This is a genomic window from Hungatella sp. SL.1.14 (assembly GCF_024460495.1).
Lineage (GTDB): Bacteria > Bacillota > Clostridia > Lachnospirales > Lachnospiraceae > Hungatella > Hungatella hathewayi.
Genome location: NZ_JANFYJ010000050.1, coordinates 1 through 16,641, shown reverse-complemented (window position 1 = coordinate 16,641; position 16,641 = coordinate 1). Strand labels below are relative to the sequence as shown.

The following is a 16,641-nucleotide window of genomic DNA, read 5'->3' as shown; positions in this document are numbered from 1 at the left end:
GTTGCAGTAAAGCTCATTTCTTCATCATCTGCTGACCATTCCCTGAGATACACCGTTGCACCCGGCAGCCACTCCACCGTCCCGTTATCCAGTTCCTGGCCGTACAGAACCTTGACCTCCTGCCCGGTTTCCAGGAAATTAACTGTACTCTCCTCATTTTCCACGTCATACGCACGGTCTTTGTTATCAATTGTCATATCAAAATCCAGCGCCGGCAGTTCTTCCATGACCGGGCTGATATGCTCTTTCTTTGTGGCTGAAAGGATTTTCCGGTTATCAAAATAGATTCCGATTCCCGTGGTCAGCTGGTGGATCCTGAATCTGCTCTGTCCATTGGCCATGGAAGCCGGCACAAACCGCAGGAATGTTGCTCCCTCAAAAATTTCTTCTGTCACAAAATGTTCCGTGGCATTCCCGGCAATCTCCACGGTCTTATTATCAGACTCAATCCGGAAATCTACTGGGTATGCCCGGCCAAACTCGACCGTCAGCCCCTTAATGTCATATCTGATGGGAAACTGTATCTCTATGGATCCCGGAAGATCCTCCGACACAATTCCCTGATTGAGGACTACATCCTCCCTGGCCCGCGGCAGGAAATACATGCTGCCGTCCACCGCGGTGTAATCCTGATCACAGGTGGCATACAGCTCCTGCACCTGGTAATTATCCAGGGGCCATTTCAGGTTGCTGTAATAGGTGTAATTTTCAGGGTGCGGCACATAGGCCGATGATTGCGCTTCCTGGTTAATAACACCGATTGTCACCCGGATATAGGACCGGTTCCGCAGCTTCTCTTTCATGCTCCGCTTATATTCGCGGCTTACTGTCTGCATTAATCAATCACCCCGCAGTCAATCAGGTTTACTTTACAATTGATATACTTCGTCGGGAATCCATTTTCGTCCACCTCGTAAGGCTCCGCGCTCCGGTCACTGGGATACATTTTAAGCGTCTTCCATTTGTTCGTGACCATATCCGGGAATTTTACTGTAACGTAGAAGTTGCTGAATTCCCGGAGCATTTCAGACCATGTCTCCGCGTCCAGTACTGGCCAGACAAGAGAATCTATCTTATTCTGATCCCGTCCTACCTTCTGGCCGACCACCTCGCCGTTTGCATTACGGGACGACGTGACGATGGTGGATGTAATAAAATTAAGCCCTCTCTTTGGGGAAGGGAAGGGCTTACCGTTTACGTATATTGTTGCCTGCCGCTCATCTAACAACTGTATCACCTCTCTTTCGGGCAGAAGAAAAGCACCCTGATTTCTCAAGGTGCTATGGTTTACATATTATACAGCACTTGCAGCCTATATGCATAGGAGGACAGTTTTTTCCTATTTTGGCTTTAGCAACATCGAATGATTTCATATTTAATGACTTGCAAGTTGGACATGCATCATCATTTTTCGAAGCCACAAAAGTGTACGAATTAAATCCGCTCGCTCTAATGCTATGCATTTCCGTTAAAGTCGAAATCACACTACATACATATAGTACGTCTTCCTTTCTCAGATCTGTATACTGTCCAGTTTTATTTAAAAGATTAATGCATTCGGAAACGCTATCTCCTGATACGTCTGTGTAAATTCCTAAAGCTACAACATCTGTGTTATTGTCTTTTAATATATCCAGATATAACTTTTCCTCAAAGTCGCTAATGCCATTTACAAATTGTTCCTCCCAGTTCACTCCCATGCCGGGAGGTATTGGAAGTTCCATGTTTCTTTTGCAGATATCTTTATACACTTCTCTTATTTTCTTCTCTTTGATTTTATTGATGCACTGCACTATAAAATCTATCTTCAGGCCGTTTATAATGTCATATGATTCATGTATAATTTCTTTAGCTTTTTCAGTATGAACATAAAAATCTGTATACGCTTTATCGCTTCTAATGTCTTCTTCCGGAATTTCTGCTATTATGCGTTTTATTAATTCTGATTTATTTCCGGTGCTCTTTTTGCTTTGATTTTTAAGTATCAGCTTTAATTTATCAACAGAAAGAAGGTTTAAGCATTCCTCGCACGTTCCGATACGCAAAAGATCAAGTTCTAATAAAACCGGTGTGAACTTTTCAATATTTACCTCTTTCGTTACTATTCCAGATAGGCGCTCGCCTAACGGCTTATTATTCAACCGGCGTAGAGCTTTGTAATGTTCCTCTTTAAACTCAGAAAGCTTTAATGGTATTTTATTTTTTGTGCTTTTATTTGTGCTTTCATTTTTTTGATTTTCGTTCGGCAATGGTGTTTTTGTCTCGCTATTGTTCAAAAACCCAGTGCATTCCTTCACATTTCTATTTCTTTGTTTTAAAAAATCAAAAACCCCCATATGCGTCCCTCCCCGTTTTTGCATACTTTAAGTATACCAAACATGAGAGGGATTGCAACAAAATATTTATATAGTTTGTGGATTTTTGAAGTTAAATCCTTTGCGACTCTGTACTTTGTCTGTCTGCTTCACTATAGTCCTTCCGTCCATCTCGACATGGGTTTCAATAGTAATTGGCTCACCGTTTCCGTTATAGGAAGCCATTACAATGCTCATGCCTTCGATAACAGCCTCTTTTATTCCTTGCGTTATCTGCTCGTTATTAGCCACGGCAGTTCGGCCATTTGAGAACTTACCAACAAGCTCACCATGATTTGCCATGAACAAACCATCTTCAGGAAAGCCGCCTGTTGCAAACTGTGGAATATGTGGAATGGTAAACAACTGGACGCTAAAAGCAGGAATTATCTCTTCTCCAAGTATTTCAAGTCCGTCAAAGCTGAAATTAAGCTTATCATTTAACCAGTCGATCAATCTGTTAAGTTGGTCAACAGCCGCGTTTACAGCTCCTCTAAATGTCTCCTTAAATGCGTCCGGTACTCTCTTCATCATATCGGTCCATGTTTCAAGTTTAAACCACTTCTCAACATCTTCTTTCCACCAGTCCTCTATGTTCTTTTTCCAGTCAGTGACGGTATTCGTCCACGTAGTTCCAAGGCTTTCTTTTACACTTCTATAAATATCCAACCACTTTTCGGTTGTGAACCAAGGGGCTACATGTTCATCCCACCATGTTTGAATATTTGTTATCCATTCACCAACAGTGTTGTCCCAGGTTTCTTTTAATTTTGTTTTTACAGTCTGGTATAAATCAGACCATTTTTTTGCAGTAAACCAAGGAGCCACATGCTGATTCCACCAAGTTTTAATATTGTTTCCCCACTCGCCAACCGTGGAATCCCATTTAATTCTTAGCTGTTCTTTTATATCATTGTATAGCTGCGACCATCTTTCAGCTGTAAACCACGGCGAAACATGTGTATTCCACCAATCACCCAGATCAGTCCCCCACTGACCGGCAGTTTCGTCCCATTTTGATTTCAGACTTGTCTTTATGTTCTCGTATAACTCAGACCATTTTTCAGCGGTAAACCAAGGTGACACATGTGTATTCCACCAGTTTTGAATATCTGATATCCAAACAGCAACAGTCTCATCCCACTTAGTTTTAAGACTTGTCTTGACACTCTCATATAATCCTAGCCACTTTTCGGTTGTAAACCAAGGGGCTACATGTTCATCCCACCAGCTTCCAATCGTATTGTCCCACCAGGTCTGGATTTCTTCCCAGTTTTGTTTCGCATTAGATTTCTTATCCTCTATCCATGTTTGAAAGTCGCTGCTTTCTTTTTCTCTTTGCTTATCAAGTTCATTCAGCCAATCTTCCGTATCCTTTAAATTCTGATCGAAGCATTCTTTTATTTTTCCAGGCAGGGATTTCACATAGTCATACTGTTTTGTATAGGCATTATCATTCTGATATGCATCTGCTGACGCAGCCATTTGACCATAACGGTTTCCCATTCCCCACTTATTCTTATCTTTTGATTCTTCTTTATTCTTATCCCATCCAACCTCAATTTCTTTTTTCTCTTCGTCAGTACCATTCTCATATCTGTCAAGAAGTTCAAGCGCTGTCGTCCACGATACTCCGGTTGCCGCAATAAGGGAAAGAGTTAATGTGATTCCAAATGTAGATGAGCCACCGGCGGCAAGTATAACACCTTTCAATTTATCAAAGAAATCCAGAATACTCTTTGTCACCTTTAATGTCAAAAGCGAAGTAGCTATTACACCTATTCCGTATCCAATTGCTTTGGCCTGCTCTGAATCAATTTTTTTTAAAGCATCAGCGAGCGCATTTAATCCACCCGGTACCACGGCATTAATAAAATTAGCACCAATATTGCTTAAATCCTTATAAAAATCAAGTAGCCCTTCACCAACTTTCTCGGCAAACGGCTCCAATGCCTTCCAGAAGTTCCTCAGTGCCTCATTAATTGCGTCCCAATCAACCGCTTTAAGGAAATCATTTGTGATATCAATAAATCGTGGGAATCCCTCTCCAAGTGTCCAACTACCTAATGGCACGAGGAAGTAATTCCAGAAGTCTTCCAGCGCCGTCCAGGTGAAATTCCCCAGCAAGGATAATCCCTCGTTCCACAACCGTTTCAGTGCGTCCGTGGTGGGTTTCGCCAGTTCCTTAATAGCATCAATAGCCTTACGTAACCGTTCTACAGCCGCTTCGATCTCCTGATTGACTGTAACTTCGCCAAACAATTCCCCGGACATATCGCCAAAATCCAGTGATCCGCCACCTCCGGCTCCTCCGCCTGATCCGCCGTTTCCCTCATCAGGATTCAGTACATTCAATTCGTCGATCCCGAGAGTGTACTCCTTCATCTTCTTTGCGGCTCCGGCTGCCTTGTCCATGTTATCGGCCACCGCCCCGGAAGAACCGGCCGCAGACTCCATGGAATCCGCTATATTGCTGCTTCCTCCAGCGTCGCCAAACAACGCCACCGTGAAGGCTTTGAAATAAGCGGCAAGTGTCTGTAGCTTTGCCAGGATTGTATTGATTACCCGGATCACCGGTGTAAATGCATTAATAAGTCCCTGGCCGATTGTAGCCTTAAGTGACTGGAACTGTAAGGATAATACCCTTACCTGATTCGCCCATGAAGTACTAGTTCTGGCAAAATCTCCCGAAGCGTCCGCGAGGCTGGACATGACAAACTGATACCGGAGCATGACTTTTTCCTGCTCGGTCATTTTTGCCGTGGTCTTGCCAAAACCGTTGTTGAGAGCATATTGATCAAGGGCCGTCTGGGTCATAACAACGCCCAATTCCTTCAAGGATTCCGTTTCTCCCGTGAAGATACTCTTCAGCTTCGTATATGCCTCATCAGTAGACAGGTTGTAGAAGGAAGCCACATCACCAGTCAGACCCGTAATAGCGGCGGACATCTGATACCCGGCTTCGCCCACAATACCGAACGACTTTGCCATAGCTCCGTATGTACCCATGTACTTTTTGGCCGTCAATTCCGACAATCCAAACTGCGTGATTGCGTTTTTGGAAAAGGCATTCACCGCACCGGACATTTTGCCGAATGTTACGTCAACAACGTTCTGCACCTCAGCTAAGTCAGACCCCAGTTTTACACATGACTTACCGAATGCTACGATTGCTCCGACTCCCAATACTGAGGCTACTACCCGGCCAAGGCCTCCGAACGACTTCTTCATTTTTGCCGTCTGCCGCTCCACGTGATTTGTCGCCTTGGTTGTCTGCTGTTTTATTTTCTCAAGTTCGTCCCGGTACGGCTTCGTGTATGCTTCAATAATAACCCGAAGCTTTTCCAGCGTCATTCCCTCGCCCATCAGTTTTCACCTCCTGCCCTGGCATGATTATGGCGGATTACAAAGTCGTTAAACCGGGCTTTGTACTCCGCCAACTGCTTTTCTTGTATCTTCTTTTTTGTTTCTTCGTGTTCTCGCTCAAACAGATCCGGGAAGAAATCCCATAGCTCCATAATCTTTACCTTATCGCTTCCCTGGATCGCAGCAGCCGTAAACTGGCCGATATCCCGTGCGAGGAAATGCAGATTCATCAGTTCATGCTTAACCTTCCGTTCCTCCTGACGCCGACTGCACTCCACGATATCGATGATGTCCGGTATGGACAGATCCCAGAAACGTTCCGGGGATATCCCACAGTCCAATGCAAGAGGGAACAGATCGTCGATCATATCGGATACAAGGCTTACATCTGGTCCTTCGCCTCTTCCAATCTCTTGTCCATCTCCTCTGCCTGATCCTCCGTAAAAAAACCAGACACTTTGTAAATTTCCATAAATACATCTGTCATGAAGGTCATCTGAGTACCACCTTCCTCACAGTACCTATCAAATAGATTCTGCACATCTACGAACTTAATCTTATGGTGATACGGAAGCATAGCAGCCTGTGTTACGGTAAGCATGATCGACAGAGTCGGTACGTTCCCGGAACCGAATAACAGGTTCAAAAGGCTCGTTTTGTACTTGTCCTCTAAACGACAGATGTTCTGCGTGGTCAGTTTCATTTTGTATGTCTGTCCGCCCACTTCCCAATATGCGAATGGTCTGCGTTTCTTCTTTTCCTCGAGGCTCACTACTTTTTCCTCTTCCTCTTTTGTTTCTAATATTTCGTCAAATCCCTGTGTCATTTTCTATTCCTCCTGTATTATGCTGTTGGGTCTGTGACATTAATATCACTCTGTAAGCCTAATGTAAGCGTGAATTCAATCGCCGCATTCACTCCGCCGCCGCCAACTTTTATACTGCTGTATGCATCAAACTCATACTTTGTCCCGTCAGGGAATGTTTGCCGGTAGGACGCTACTTTGTTGCTATCGGCAATTTCACGGAGAACCCTGTAATCCGAACTTGCGCTGGAGTTGTCATACACGAACTTATAAGCCATATCGCCAGGATCTCCGATCCCGAGCTCTGAATGCTTGAACTTGTCTTTCAATCTGGTATTCTCCACTTTTTCAGCATCCACTCCAAGTTCCGGCACTTCTTTTAAATCTTGAAGCGCTGTATAACTCTCCGATCCATTTTTCTTTACCTCAAGTGTAATTCCATTTGCTAACATATCATCATTCCTTTCCTATTGCGTGGTATACATGTCTGCTCCTAACATCAATAATCCCTTCGTAGCGCATCTGCTTGTGCTTTAAGCCGCTGGGATCCTCTACGTCCATGCACTGGGTTCGCTTAAGTCCCAGAGGTGATATGGCCGCATCTACAGCCACCGCGGCCGCAGACGTACTCTTTCTTGACCAGATATCAATGCGATATCTGACATAGGATTTTACTTCCCCGCGGCCGGATTCCTCTGCTACCTTGTTATCCTCTTCCATGTACTGGATCGAGATATCATTCTCCCAGCTACGCGGGTAATAATCGGTTACGTTCTCTGTCACCGTACAAAGCGCCGCGTATACTTCGTCTTTTACGTTAATCATTACTTACACACCTTTCTGATTTCCCTTGCAACATAATTTGCAATATTTCTGGTGACGCGCTCCTCATTGTTTTTTAACGCTGGATACAGAAACGGTTGCGCCGGTTGACCTGAGCACTGATAAAAGCGACCTTCTGGCGTGTCTATATAAAACCAGTGGTATTTCTCCGCTATCTTCGCATCAATCTGGCTTTCATGAATCCACCATGGTGACTGGGAATAGGCAGGCGTTACAAGCGGCGAAATCCCTGCATGGTCAGCCTCGCCGCGGGGGCCAGTACCAAGTTCTACATAAGGGCCATATTTTTTATTGGTATATACAGCCCCTATCGTTCCTTCCTCTGCTGTTTCCACTCTTGTTTTGATACTTCTACGAAGTTCTCCGTCGTTGCCGGGGCATAATAACTTTGCCTCACCCTGTATCAACTTTGCCGAAGCTCCAACCGCGCGCCCCATAGATTCACCCGCCGCCTGCTCAGCAAGTTCTCCATACTTTTTCATGAGTTTATCGAGACCTTTAATTCCCTTCGCCATCAGATTCTTTCAACCTCCAATGTCAAATACCGGTAAGGCCGGATGGCAACGATCCGATAATCCGGCTCCTGCTCTCCTGGGACGTATACGCAGATACCGTCACCTTCCTGTATTGTCGTATACCCGATCCGATAACTGACACGTCCCTTTTCATCGGCCATAACCTCATATCCTGCATTAATCCGGCAATTCTGAATATGGTTGACACGCTGGCCGTACATTTCCGCCTGCAATTTTCCACCGGCCGGCCAGACCTCTGCCTCAAAAGAAGAAGGCAGCCCATACTCAATGTACGAGTTGCCTTCATTATCCTTTTTAGAAATCGCACTCCTATGGCTATACGTTTTCAGTCGGTTTCTTTTTAGCCTCATACCGTCTGCCTCCTACGCCCACCAGTCTGTACCGGTCCAACACGTCGTGTATCTGTTTTGGTGCCGTGTCAAAACTGTAGCTTTCCCCGCCCTCACTTCTGCCAGTCTCTCCTTCAGTACCCAGCCGGTTGTAGGCAATTACAGCCAGATCTCGGACCGACTTATTCAACGCTGCGGGAAGCTCGGTGCGGTTTGTATATCCCAGTACATATTCTGTTGCATCAGCAAGCAAAAGGGAGAGTAAGTCCTCATCACTCTCCCCTGTCAACAGTTTCAGTTTTTCGGTTTCAGTCATTTAAACCACTTCCTTCAAGACTGCCTGTAATTCATCTTTGGTAAGAGAGGCCGCGCCTTCAATGCCTTTTTCTTTCGCCAGGGCTTTCAGTTCTTCAACCTTCATTTTCTCCAGTTCCGGTTTTAATGCTGCCTTTTCCTCGCAGGCAGCCTCTCCCAGCGGTTCAAATCCGGCTGCCATCAACTTTCTGATCTGGACGTCGTCTTCTGCGATCCGCTCCACGTTATTCATAATAAGTCTCATGGATTGCCTCCTTATGCTGATTCCTTGATATTTAAGTAGATGCTGTCCAGTTTGTTATCCAGTACCCAGATATCATGGAATCTCCGATAGTCCATCTGCCAGGCATTCAGCTTCTGGTTGATGGTCGGATCAAAAATACGCATAATATCCTGTTTCGTGACTGCAATCGGAGTAGTACGCGGACAAATGAAGAAATTAATATTTTTGGCGGATTCTCCCTTCTCATATCCACCACGCTCCTGTCCGCCTGTTTTGCCGTCATTGATTTTAATAACTGTGTACATACGGTTGGAAGGCGTAGAAATGATCGGGACGCCATCAACGGATGGTACTGCGGTATCAATGCCGCCTTTCGAAAATGTGGTATTCATGATTTTTCCGGAGAGCTCCATCTCCAATTCCATAATCATGTCAGGTGTGGCATGGATCACCAGGGGGCCGTTATAGAGTTCACGGATTGCCTTAATTCCTTCTTTGATTTTGCGGAGGGCAGAGGTTCCGGGAGCTCCCGGAGTATAATCATAAGAGATCATACCTGCCTTATTCGCCGTGATCGTCTCCGTTGCGATCTTAGAGATACGATACGCGTCGATCTCCGGAACTACAAACATTCTCTGAAACTCTCCCATGACGGCAGCTGCGGTTGTGACAAAATTGTTCTCGTTGATATCAATCGGGTCAAGCTGAAACTTCCGGCCCCTGTCCTGAGTCATTTTGCGAGTTTCATACTCCAGCGTTACGCCGCCCTGCTGGTATCCGTTGTCCCGGTCATAGTCTCCCAAGCCCTGAACGCTCATCTTCGGAATCTTTACTTCGGCTCCTCCGTTATAGATTACCTGTCCGGCGTTTGCGTCCATCCAACCAGTGACGGCCTCCCGGATCGCCACCTTGTCTAAAGTGTTCATAAAAAGTGTTGCTGTTGCTAACGTATTAATTGCCATAGTCTTTTCTCATCCTTTCTTATATTCCCATCATCAGGTCTTCAACCTGTTTTGCAAGGTCCTTACCATCTTCTGACGGTGCTTTCTTTAGCGGTTCACCGCCTTTCAGTTTCTCTTCAACGGCAGCCTGTACGGCCTCCTGGAAGGCTTTCTCTACTGCCGCCATAGATTTATTGCATGAATCTGCATCGGCGTAATTCAAGACCTCTGCAAGCCCTACAGGCAACTTCTTTTCTGCCAGCGTATTCTTTGCTTCGGCCATCAGCTCCCGGCGCGTGATCGCCGCTTCCCGGTCCTTCAGCTCCTTTTCCTGTTTCTGCCGCAGATACTCCGCTTTCTCTTCCTTGTTCATCTTCGCCAGCTTATCGGCTTCGGAAAGTTTGTCGTCCATGAGGGCCGTCCACTTTTCCTTTGCAGTCCCCAGAGCCTTCTGGACACGGCGGTCGAACTCGGCCTGATAATCTTTATTCTGTAAGAGATCATCGAAACTTTTCGGTTCCTTATTGCCAGTATCCGCTCCACCAGAGCTGCCTTCATCTGGTTTATTTCCAGTTCCGCCGCCTTCGCCCTGATCCGCGCCGGCAGTGTCTCCGCTCTCTGCAAAAAATTGCAAATTCATTTTTTGGGGGAACCCCGTAATTCCTGTCTTTCTCATATATCTATCCTTTCCGCCCCAGTCCGTTCAACGCCCGGGCCATGGCATAAAAATAACACCCAGATTTCTCCGCGTGCTTTTTGCGTTAATCTACTACCTCCCATTTTGTGGAAAGTAATTCTTCTGTGCTCTCCTTCCACGGCCAGCGGCCTAATACGAGGCTGTCGACATATAGATACGGTTCTGTCATATCGCTGTGCTCATCTGGGAATTTCATTCGTATGGCTGTATCTTTGGTCCAGTGCGGGAGCCTCATTCCCTTTCCAAGCTTAACTTGCTCTACTGCCTTTCCAACGTTCATTTCCTCTTCCTCGCTTCTTTCTCTTTGGCTTCCGCTTCTGCCTTTCCCTTAACGTTCTGGTTGTACCATTCGTTATATGTCATATCAGCCGGTACTGTATTCGTTTTCCCTGTCACCGGATCACGTGCGCGGCGCTTCATGTTCGACATGTCTATCTCATCGATCACACAGATGGTTGTTGACCGGCACCATGGGTGCATTGGAGGGCAGTTTTTCCCCGGTTGTTGCTCCGATACCGGAAATACCTTCCCGTCCAGCTTCCGGCAGACAGCCGAAGTCTTTAAATCCAAAGTAGCCACGAACCGATATTTCTCTATCCCACATTCCTCATAGGACTGCATCTCCATCTGATTCGCTAGGTTGCAGGATTCTGTACGTACTAACCGCCGGGCATTACTGGCTCCCTGTGCGTACTTATTCGCTATGATTTCGGCAACTTCCCGATCGGTCCGGCCAGTGACCAGATTGACCAGCAGCTCCTCTTTCAAATCCTGTGCAAGGGCCTGTGTATTATTCCAGATGCGTGTTGAGTAGTTGGCTCCTGACCACTTACTGTTAATGACCCGGTCTATCACAGCCGGGTCTATTGCGCTGAAGGAAAACCCTAACCCTGTACGCTGCTGAATATCAAAAATGGACCTGTAATATGCCTCGTTGGCAAGGTCTACATAATGGCTGGTAGTTCTGGCTTTCTCCTGCTTATAGACCTCTCGCATGGTCTGGTCAAGCTGATTCTGAAGCTGCTCCAAGCGTTCCAACCTCGCGCGGTATGCCGGGCCTTCCAACTCTGCCAGAATATCCTTTTCAACGCCGTCACCGGCCCGCAATGCCTCTTTAAGTTCTTCTATGGACGTTTTGTCATGCAGGCAATTAAGCAGCCTGTAAGCCTCTGCATCAGTCAGATGGTGCTTGCGCTTGTATCGCTCATATATCTTGTCCAGCTCGGCGCTAAGGTACTCGGAAGACCTCAGATACAGCTTTGCAATCTCATCGGCGGTATCCTCGGCAGACTGCATATATTCAAACATACGCTGTGCCTCGCGTTTCTCCCAGTATGACGCACTACTCATCTACCCCACCCGGCTTTTTCTTCTTCGGTTCTTCCTCGCCATCCGGCGGCGGGGTATTGCTTCCCAGGCCGAACATTTCCATCTGCTTTTTAGCTGCCTCGTCTTCCTCTTTTTTCACTGCCGCCAGCTCCTCCTCCACATTCTCCACAAAGGGGATCTGTGACAGAAGCGTTTTCCTGCTGACCTTTCCCCACAGATTGGCGGTCACCTGGCTGATCTCCAGCAGATTCTTCGGCATGGCCCGGGAGAATGTCGGAGTTATACCGGATATGTCTACCTGGACAGATTTACTCTTTGCCAGCCAGTCCTCAAACAACCTTAAGCGCTTCCGCAGCCCTCGTTTATAATACCGGGTCTTGATCTTTGTAATATTCTCCATGCCAAGAAGCTTAAATTCCATGGCGACGCCACTAACATTCCCACCGAAGGACTCATCTGTCATGCAGGGGATATGACTGAATTTGTGAATGTCCTGTTCTATGGCTTTCTTGAGGACTTCCACGCCCGATTCATCAAATGTACGGGTAATATACTCAGCCTTCGCATCTTTCGGAAGCTCCATTAAACGGTCTTCCTTAAGCTTCTGTGCCGCTGTCCTGCCGTCTGCGTCCTTTGCCTCATTATCTCCCAGCATGGCCCCGTACAGCGCCAGGATTGCATCAATAAACTGCTCCTTATCCGTGATTCTGTCACTCATCAGTGCGTTGTAGGCATCAATCAACGGGATCTGAAGCTCAAAGTCACCAATCGCAAGCTTGTTGTTCAGATACTCGATCACCGGAACCTCGTCAAAGTAATGCGGTGTTGGCTCCTCAAGTAATGCCTGCGGACTATCGATATTCTCAATGTTCAGCACCCACTTATAATGTTCCGTCAACACGGTAGCTACGTAGATGGCCCTCTTCTTGTCAGAATCATCTTTCTTCGCGTAGTAATACACCGCGAAAAGCTCTTTCTGTTCGATCGTGTCGTCATATACCATAAAGGTATTTTCGGGGGACAGGCTCTTAATCGTTAAATCCGTCTCGCCCTCCATCGGATAGATGTACTCATAGCTCCGGCCGTACACTGACAGGTCCAGACCATTGTCCCCGTCAGCCTCATCGGCACCGGCAATCTCAAAGGCATCGGTGAGCGGTGTTATATCCTCTTTGCTGTTATATGAAATTGGGTTGCCAATAAAGTAGGCGCTGGCCGTGTCACTGATATCCTTTGCGTGGTTGCACACCAGCTTTGTCTTCCGGCTCTCCGTTAGGATCTTATGCTCTCCCTCATAATACTTCATAGACTTTCGCAGCTGATTGGCCTCCCGCCGGTGTTTTACTATTAGTGTGCGGATTGCCTGTTTATCCGGGTTTGACTCGTCCCAGTTCTCGCGGGGCATCGTGTATATGTACATGGTTATCACCTTCTTTCTGTTGAACTTCTCTGTCAAAAACTATGGTTCATAAACGCTCAGATTACGGTTTTTAATTAATTCCAACCAACTGCAACAGTACATTTTTAGCGTCATCTAAAATTGTTATCGCCTGTTTCACTGGAAGTGAATCTGTATTCTGATCCAGTGTATCCAGCACTTTCAGTGAAACTTCAAGGCTTTTTCGACTCCCCATATAATCGCATTCTTTTTCTATATTCTGGGCTATTTCACTGTATCTTCCCATACTCTTCACCTCCTTAATGTAATCCGTAATCGGATTTCTTTCTGACTCTCACTGCCTTGTTATTCAGAATCGTGTAGCAGAAGTATCTTACTGCGTCCATGGCGTGATCATGCTGCTTTATTGGCTTATCCTCTCCGCGCTCTGCGGCCTTCGGGTCCCAAATATAGGAAGCGAACTCCATGATTGTATTTTTGCAGGACTGACTAAATGCAATCCGCTCAGTGTTTAAGAGCGTTGCCACCAGCCGTATCCCGTCTTCTACAGCATTGTCTGCCTGGATCACAGTAAATCCGTGCTTATTAAGCTCCGCAATAAATGAAGCTGCTGACGGGTCCACAATGACAGCCTTGACAGGAGTGCCGTCCAGAAACTTTTTTAAATCCTCGGCATACTCAGCATCGGTCTTCTGTATACCCTTATCTCGGCCTGAGTAGTAATACTCTCTGATACAGTACCACTTCCCGTCACGTCCCTTATTCCATAGCAAAAATGCCGTGGCGTTCTGTGTGCCGTAGTCTATGCTCACATAACGACCGCCATCTATAAGCTGTCTGGCATACTCCAGAATAGTTTTAACATGGCGATCCTCAGAAAACATATCATAGATAATGCCTTCCGCCATAGCCCATAAGCCCAGAATATAACGTTTAAAAAAGACACCGGTATACATGTTCCGGTATCTCTCCTTGATGTGCTCTGACAGACTCAGATTATCATCCATCGTAAAATGCAGAACCAAAAGATTCTTTTCTTTTGCCTTATCCAGCCAGTTAAGCTTGAACCAGTGATACGGACCATCAGGGTTACAGTTAAACCAGTACTTGCTTCCGTCAACGGAGCACCGGCCCGTAGCCTGATTAACAAAAGATTCCGGCATCAGTGCAACTTCATCGAAGAATACACCTGCAAGGGTGATCCCCTGAATGAGGTCCTGTGAACTCTCATCCTTGCCCCCGAAGATATAAAAGTGATTGGTCACTCCATTACGGCTGATCTCAACCAGGTTATCAGCTCGGTGATCAGCAACCTGGAAACCGCGGCTCCGAAGCATCAGTTTGAGGATCGTCAGTACGTTACGCCGGAAGCTCCCGATTGTCTTACCACACATGGCAAAGTTCTGATCAGAATAATTCGCCATGGCCCAAAAGACGAATGATAATGACATGCAGACCGTTTTTCCGGATCGAATCGCTCCGTCTGCGATAATCCCGTCCTTGTCCTTCACAGGAGACGTATCGCACCACCAGTTAAGCACTTTGCGCTGTTTGAGAGAGAACGGTTTGAAATGAAATATCTGTCTCTTACTCTTCATCTTCCCAGTCCTCCGCCGCAGTCCCTTCTAACGCCGCCATAAATCCGTCGTCCTCTGATTCGTCTGGATCTCCGCCACCAGCTTTCAGTTCTGCTATCTCGATCTGCTTCTTTGTCTTAATCAGTTTCCGTAGCTCTGCTGTGACTTCCAGAATTCCTTTCTCTCGCTCGGCCTCTGTAATCTCTCTCTTATGTTCCCCTCCGAACATATCGTATGTCTTTATCTCACTGCGTCCGATCAGGCGAGCCAGCTTCAGCCGGAGCAGCTTGATTTCTCCGTCCAGCACTGCCGTATCTGGAATAGAATCAAAAAGAGACCGTTCCTCTTCGGGAAGGGCCTCGTAATATATCTGTTCGTATGCGCCGTGCTTTACAGCATTTTTATTTCCTGGCGGTCCGGTACCGCCGTGGCCGACAGCGTTCTTATTCCCCGGCTGCCCGCCTTTACGATTGGTAACGTTACTTTTTGCATTAGGTAACGTTACTTTATCCCACTTATCCTGATTCTTCCACTTGCGGATCTGCTCTTCTGATACTTTCAGCTCCGCCGCTATATCTTTCAGTGGACGTTTCTTTCCGCTCTCCAGCCATAATTCACAGGCTTTGTCCCTGTTCGGGCTTCTCGGCCTTGCCATCACCACCACCTCTCATTCGTTTCGTTTTTGGGTATAGAAAAAGAGCCACTGGTGAGTGACCCTTTTCTAAATTCATAAATTATCCGTAATAACCTCAATGTCCTTAAGTTGGTTGATAAACTCAATTAAAACATTAAACAGCTCTGGCTCTACATTACCGAGGACATAAAAATCCGTTTTCTCTCTGTTAAAGTAATAAAATTGTTCAGCTTTTATGTATCCTGATCTTCCATGTCCATTTCTAATATTCTCGGCATCGGCCGGATACTCAAAATTTCCCGGATATCCCATCTTCCTTTTTCTTTGTTCTTCTGAACGAAAAGAAGACATAACATTGCAAACCAAATCAAAGTCCATTCCCTGAATTTCTCCATGCTCTGTACTAAGCACTACAAAGGAATGTCTTTTAATGGTCTGTCCCTGGCTTAAATAGTTCCTAACAACTATGATATCTCCAACTTTACACATTTGACGTTAATACTCCTTAACTGTTTCTTTTGGTTACTGTTACCTTCGTTCTCCCCTGTATTGTATCTTCTTCCCATTTCATTGGGATTACATCTTTTAGCGCTTCTTCAGAAGACACTATTTTGACGTTTTTCTTTCCAAGGGAGTGCAAATCAAGCTTAGTATAACTTAATACACTGCTATTCATAGCATCATCTCCTTGTTTCTTCTGTGTTAAATTCTCCTTTTCTACTTCGTTTCCATTGTTTTGCATCTTCATTATAACACCCTTTGTCAACCTTTTCTATATATTTTGAAAATAAATATACACCAAAAGTATTGCAAAAAATGTCTCTTTTAATACTCTGTATAAATTTTTTTTGCAAAAGAAAAGCCCTCACATCTCTGCAAGGACTCTTCCAAAGGAGAAAATTCAGGACACTGGGAGTCGAACCCAGTCTACTTCGGCAAGCTCTTCCTACGCGCCTTCTCCGTGAGGCTCTGTCCTGACGAGCCGGTTTTAATCCCTCGTCCGTGGGGACATAAAACTCGGCAAACTGTTAGACGGATACCTTTGTCGCTGCAGCTTAGCAGTAAGTCAGGTGGTATCAACCTTATTAACGCGCGTTGCCGGACGTATCCATGGATACCGGCGCTTCAGCCGCCGACCGGTAAAAGCCGGAGGCAGTCAATTGGGGGGAGGAAATCTGTTTTCAGATCTTCCAGTCTATACTATAACATTTCTAAGCAGAACATATAGAACAAATAGAACAAATTTTAATTATTTTCTAAAAATCTTCTATACTCCATTTTTATTCCATCTGC

General features: G+C 45.9%; 21 protein-coding genes and 1 pseudogene. All 22 read right to left on the bottom strand.

Features of this window, described 5'->3' with window-relative positions; all coding sequences use genetic code 11:
- Positions 1–836 (bottom strand): annotated as a pseudogene (locus NE473_RS29170) (hypothetical protein); the annotation flags it as partial.
- Positions 836–1,237, bottom strand: coding sequence for a hypothetical protein (locus tag NE473_RS29165; protein ID WP_050797802.1), 402 nt, complete (start codon positions 1,235–1,237; stop codon positions 836–838). The gene NE473_RS29165 and the pseudogene NE473_RS29170, both read right to left, overlap by 1 nt.
- Positions 1,238–1,280: 43 nt before the next feature.
- The gene (locus NE473_RS29160; RefSeq protein WP_039891775.1) at positions 1,281–2,336 is read right to left on the bottom strand and encodes a phage head morphogenesis protein; all 1,056 of its coding nucleotides are present in this window, start codon (positions 2,334–2,336) and stop codon (positions 1,281–1,283) included.
- Positions 2,337–2,402: 66 nt separating this feature from the next.
- Positions 2,403–5,720 carry a phage tail tape measure protein gene (locus tag NE473_RS29155; protein ID WP_256265497.1) on the bottom strand — a complete coding sequence of 1,106 codons (3,318 nt, stop codon included), beginning with the start codon at positions 5,718–5,720 and terminating at the stop codon, positions 2,403–2,405.
- Positions 5,720–6,088: a hypothetical protein gene (locus NE473_RS29150; protein WP_256265496.1), complete on the bottom strand. Its 369-nt coding sequence runs from the start codon at positions 6,086–6,088 to the stop codon at positions 5,720–5,722. Before NE473_RS29150 ends, NE473_RS29155 begins: the two co-directional genes overlap by 1 nt.
- Before the next feature lie 14 nt (positions 6,089–6,102).
- Positions 6,103–6,546, bottom strand: a complete 444-nt coding sequence (locus NE473_RS29145) for a DUF6096 family protein (protein ID WP_006777720.1) — start codon at positions 6,544–6,546, stop codon at positions 6,103–6,105.
- Between the two features lie 17 nt (positions 6,547–6,563).
- Complete coding sequence (locus NE473_RS29140) at positions 6,564–6,977, bottom strand: phage tail tube protein (RefSeq protein WP_006777726.1); 414 nt, start codon at positions 6,975–6,977, stop codon at positions 6,564–6,566.
- 4 nt (positions 6,978–6,981) lie between these two features.
- On the bottom strand, positions 6,982–7,350 hold the full coding sequence (locus NE473_RS29135) for a hypothetical protein (RefSeq protein ID WP_055651395.1): 369 nt from the start codon (positions 7,348–7,350) through the stop codon (positions 6,982–6,984).
- The gene (locus NE473_RS29130) at positions 7,350–7,883 is read right to left on the bottom strand and encodes an HK97-gp10 family putative phage morphogenesis protein (RefSeq protein WP_006777379.1); all 534 of its coding nucleotides are present in this window, start codon (positions 7,881–7,883) and stop codon (positions 7,350–7,352) included. The genes NE473_RS29135 and NE473_RS29130 overlap by 1 nt, the downstream gene beginning before the upstream one ends.
- Complete coding sequence (locus tag NE473_RS29125; RefSeq protein WP_006777378.1) at positions 7,883–8,254, bottom strand: hypothetical protein; 372 nt, start codon at positions 8,252–8,254, stop codon at positions 7,883–7,885. Before NE473_RS29125 ends, NE473_RS29130 begins: the two co-directional genes overlap by 1 nt.
- Positions 8,220–8,549 carry a phage head-tail connector protein gene (locus tag NE473_RS29120; RefSeq protein WP_006777377.1) on the bottom strand — a complete coding sequence of 110 codons (330 nt, stop codon included), beginning with the start codon at positions 8,547–8,549 and terminating at the stop codon, positions 8,220–8,222. Before NE473_RS29120 ends, NE473_RS29125 begins: the two co-directional genes overlap by 35 nt.
- The gene (locus NE473_RS29115; RefSeq protein WP_006777376.1) at positions 8,550–8,792 is read right to left on the bottom strand and encodes a Rho termination factor N-terminal domain-containing protein; all 243 of its coding nucleotides are present in this window, start codon (positions 8,790–8,792) and stop codon (positions 8,550–8,552) included.
- Between the two features lie 11 nt (positions 8,793–8,803).
- Positions 8,804–9,733, bottom strand: coding sequence for a hypothetical protein (locus NE473_RS29110; protein WP_256265495.1), 930 nt, complete (start codon positions 9,731–9,733; stop codon positions 8,804–8,806).
- 19 nt (positions 9,734–9,752) lie between these two features.
- Positions 9,753–10,388, bottom strand: a complete 636-nt coding sequence (locus NE473_RS29105) for a DUF4355 domain-containing protein (RefSeq protein WP_256265494.1) — start codon at positions 10,386–10,388, stop codon at positions 9,753–9,755.
- Positions 10,389–10,473: 85 nt separating this feature from the next.
- Positions 10,474–10,689, bottom strand: a complete 216-nt coding sequence (locus tag NE473_RS29100; RefSeq protein ID WP_006777680.1) for a Thoeris anti-defense Tad2 family protein — start codon at positions 10,687–10,689, stop codon at positions 10,474–10,476.
- Complete coding sequence (locus NE473_RS29095; RefSeq protein WP_256265493.1) at positions 10,686–11,759, bottom strand: minor capsid protein; 1,074 nt, start codon at positions 11,757–11,759, stop codon at positions 10,686–10,688. Before NE473_RS29095 ends, NE473_RS29100 begins: the two co-directional genes overlap by 4 nt.
- Positions 11,752–13,158, bottom strand: a complete 1,407-nt coding sequence (locus NE473_RS29090; RefSeq protein ID WP_256265492.1) for a phage portal protein — start codon at positions 13,156–13,158, stop codon at positions 11,752–11,754. Before NE473_RS29090 ends, NE473_RS29095 begins: the two co-directional genes overlap by 8 nt.
- 70 nt (positions 13,159–13,228) lie before the next feature.
- A complete protein-coding gene (locus NE473_RS29085; RefSeq protein ID WP_006777832.1) occupies positions 13,229–13,423 on the bottom strand; it encodes a hypothetical protein in 195 nt (64 codons plus the stop codon).
- Positions 13,424–13,436: 13 nt separating this feature from the next.
- Positions 13,437–14,735, bottom strand: coding sequence for a PBSX family phage terminase large subunit (locus NE473_RS29080; protein WP_256265491.1), 1,299 nt, complete (start codon positions 14,733–14,735; stop codon positions 13,437–13,439).
- Entirely contained in the window at positions 14,725–15,369 is a 645-nt protein-coding gene (gene terS / locus NE473_RS29075) for a phage terminase small subunit (RefSeq protein ID WP_118043150.1), read from the bottom strand. Before terS ends, NE473_RS29080 begins: the two co-directional genes overlap by 11 nt.
- 72 nt (positions 15,370–15,441) lie before the next feature.
- Positions 15,442–15,837 carry a hypothetical protein gene (locus NE473_RS29070; protein WP_118043151.1) on the bottom strand — a complete coding sequence of 132 codons (396 nt, stop codon included), beginning with the start codon at positions 15,835–15,837 and terminating at the stop codon, positions 15,442–15,444.
- A 16-nt stretch (positions 15,838–15,853) separates the two neighbouring features.
- Positions 15,854–16,096, bottom strand: a complete 243-nt coding sequence (locus tag NE473_RS29065; RefSeq protein WP_006774088.1) for a hypothetical protein — start codon at positions 16,094–16,096, stop codon at positions 15,854–15,856.
- Positions 16,097–16,641 lie beyond the last annotated feature (545 nt).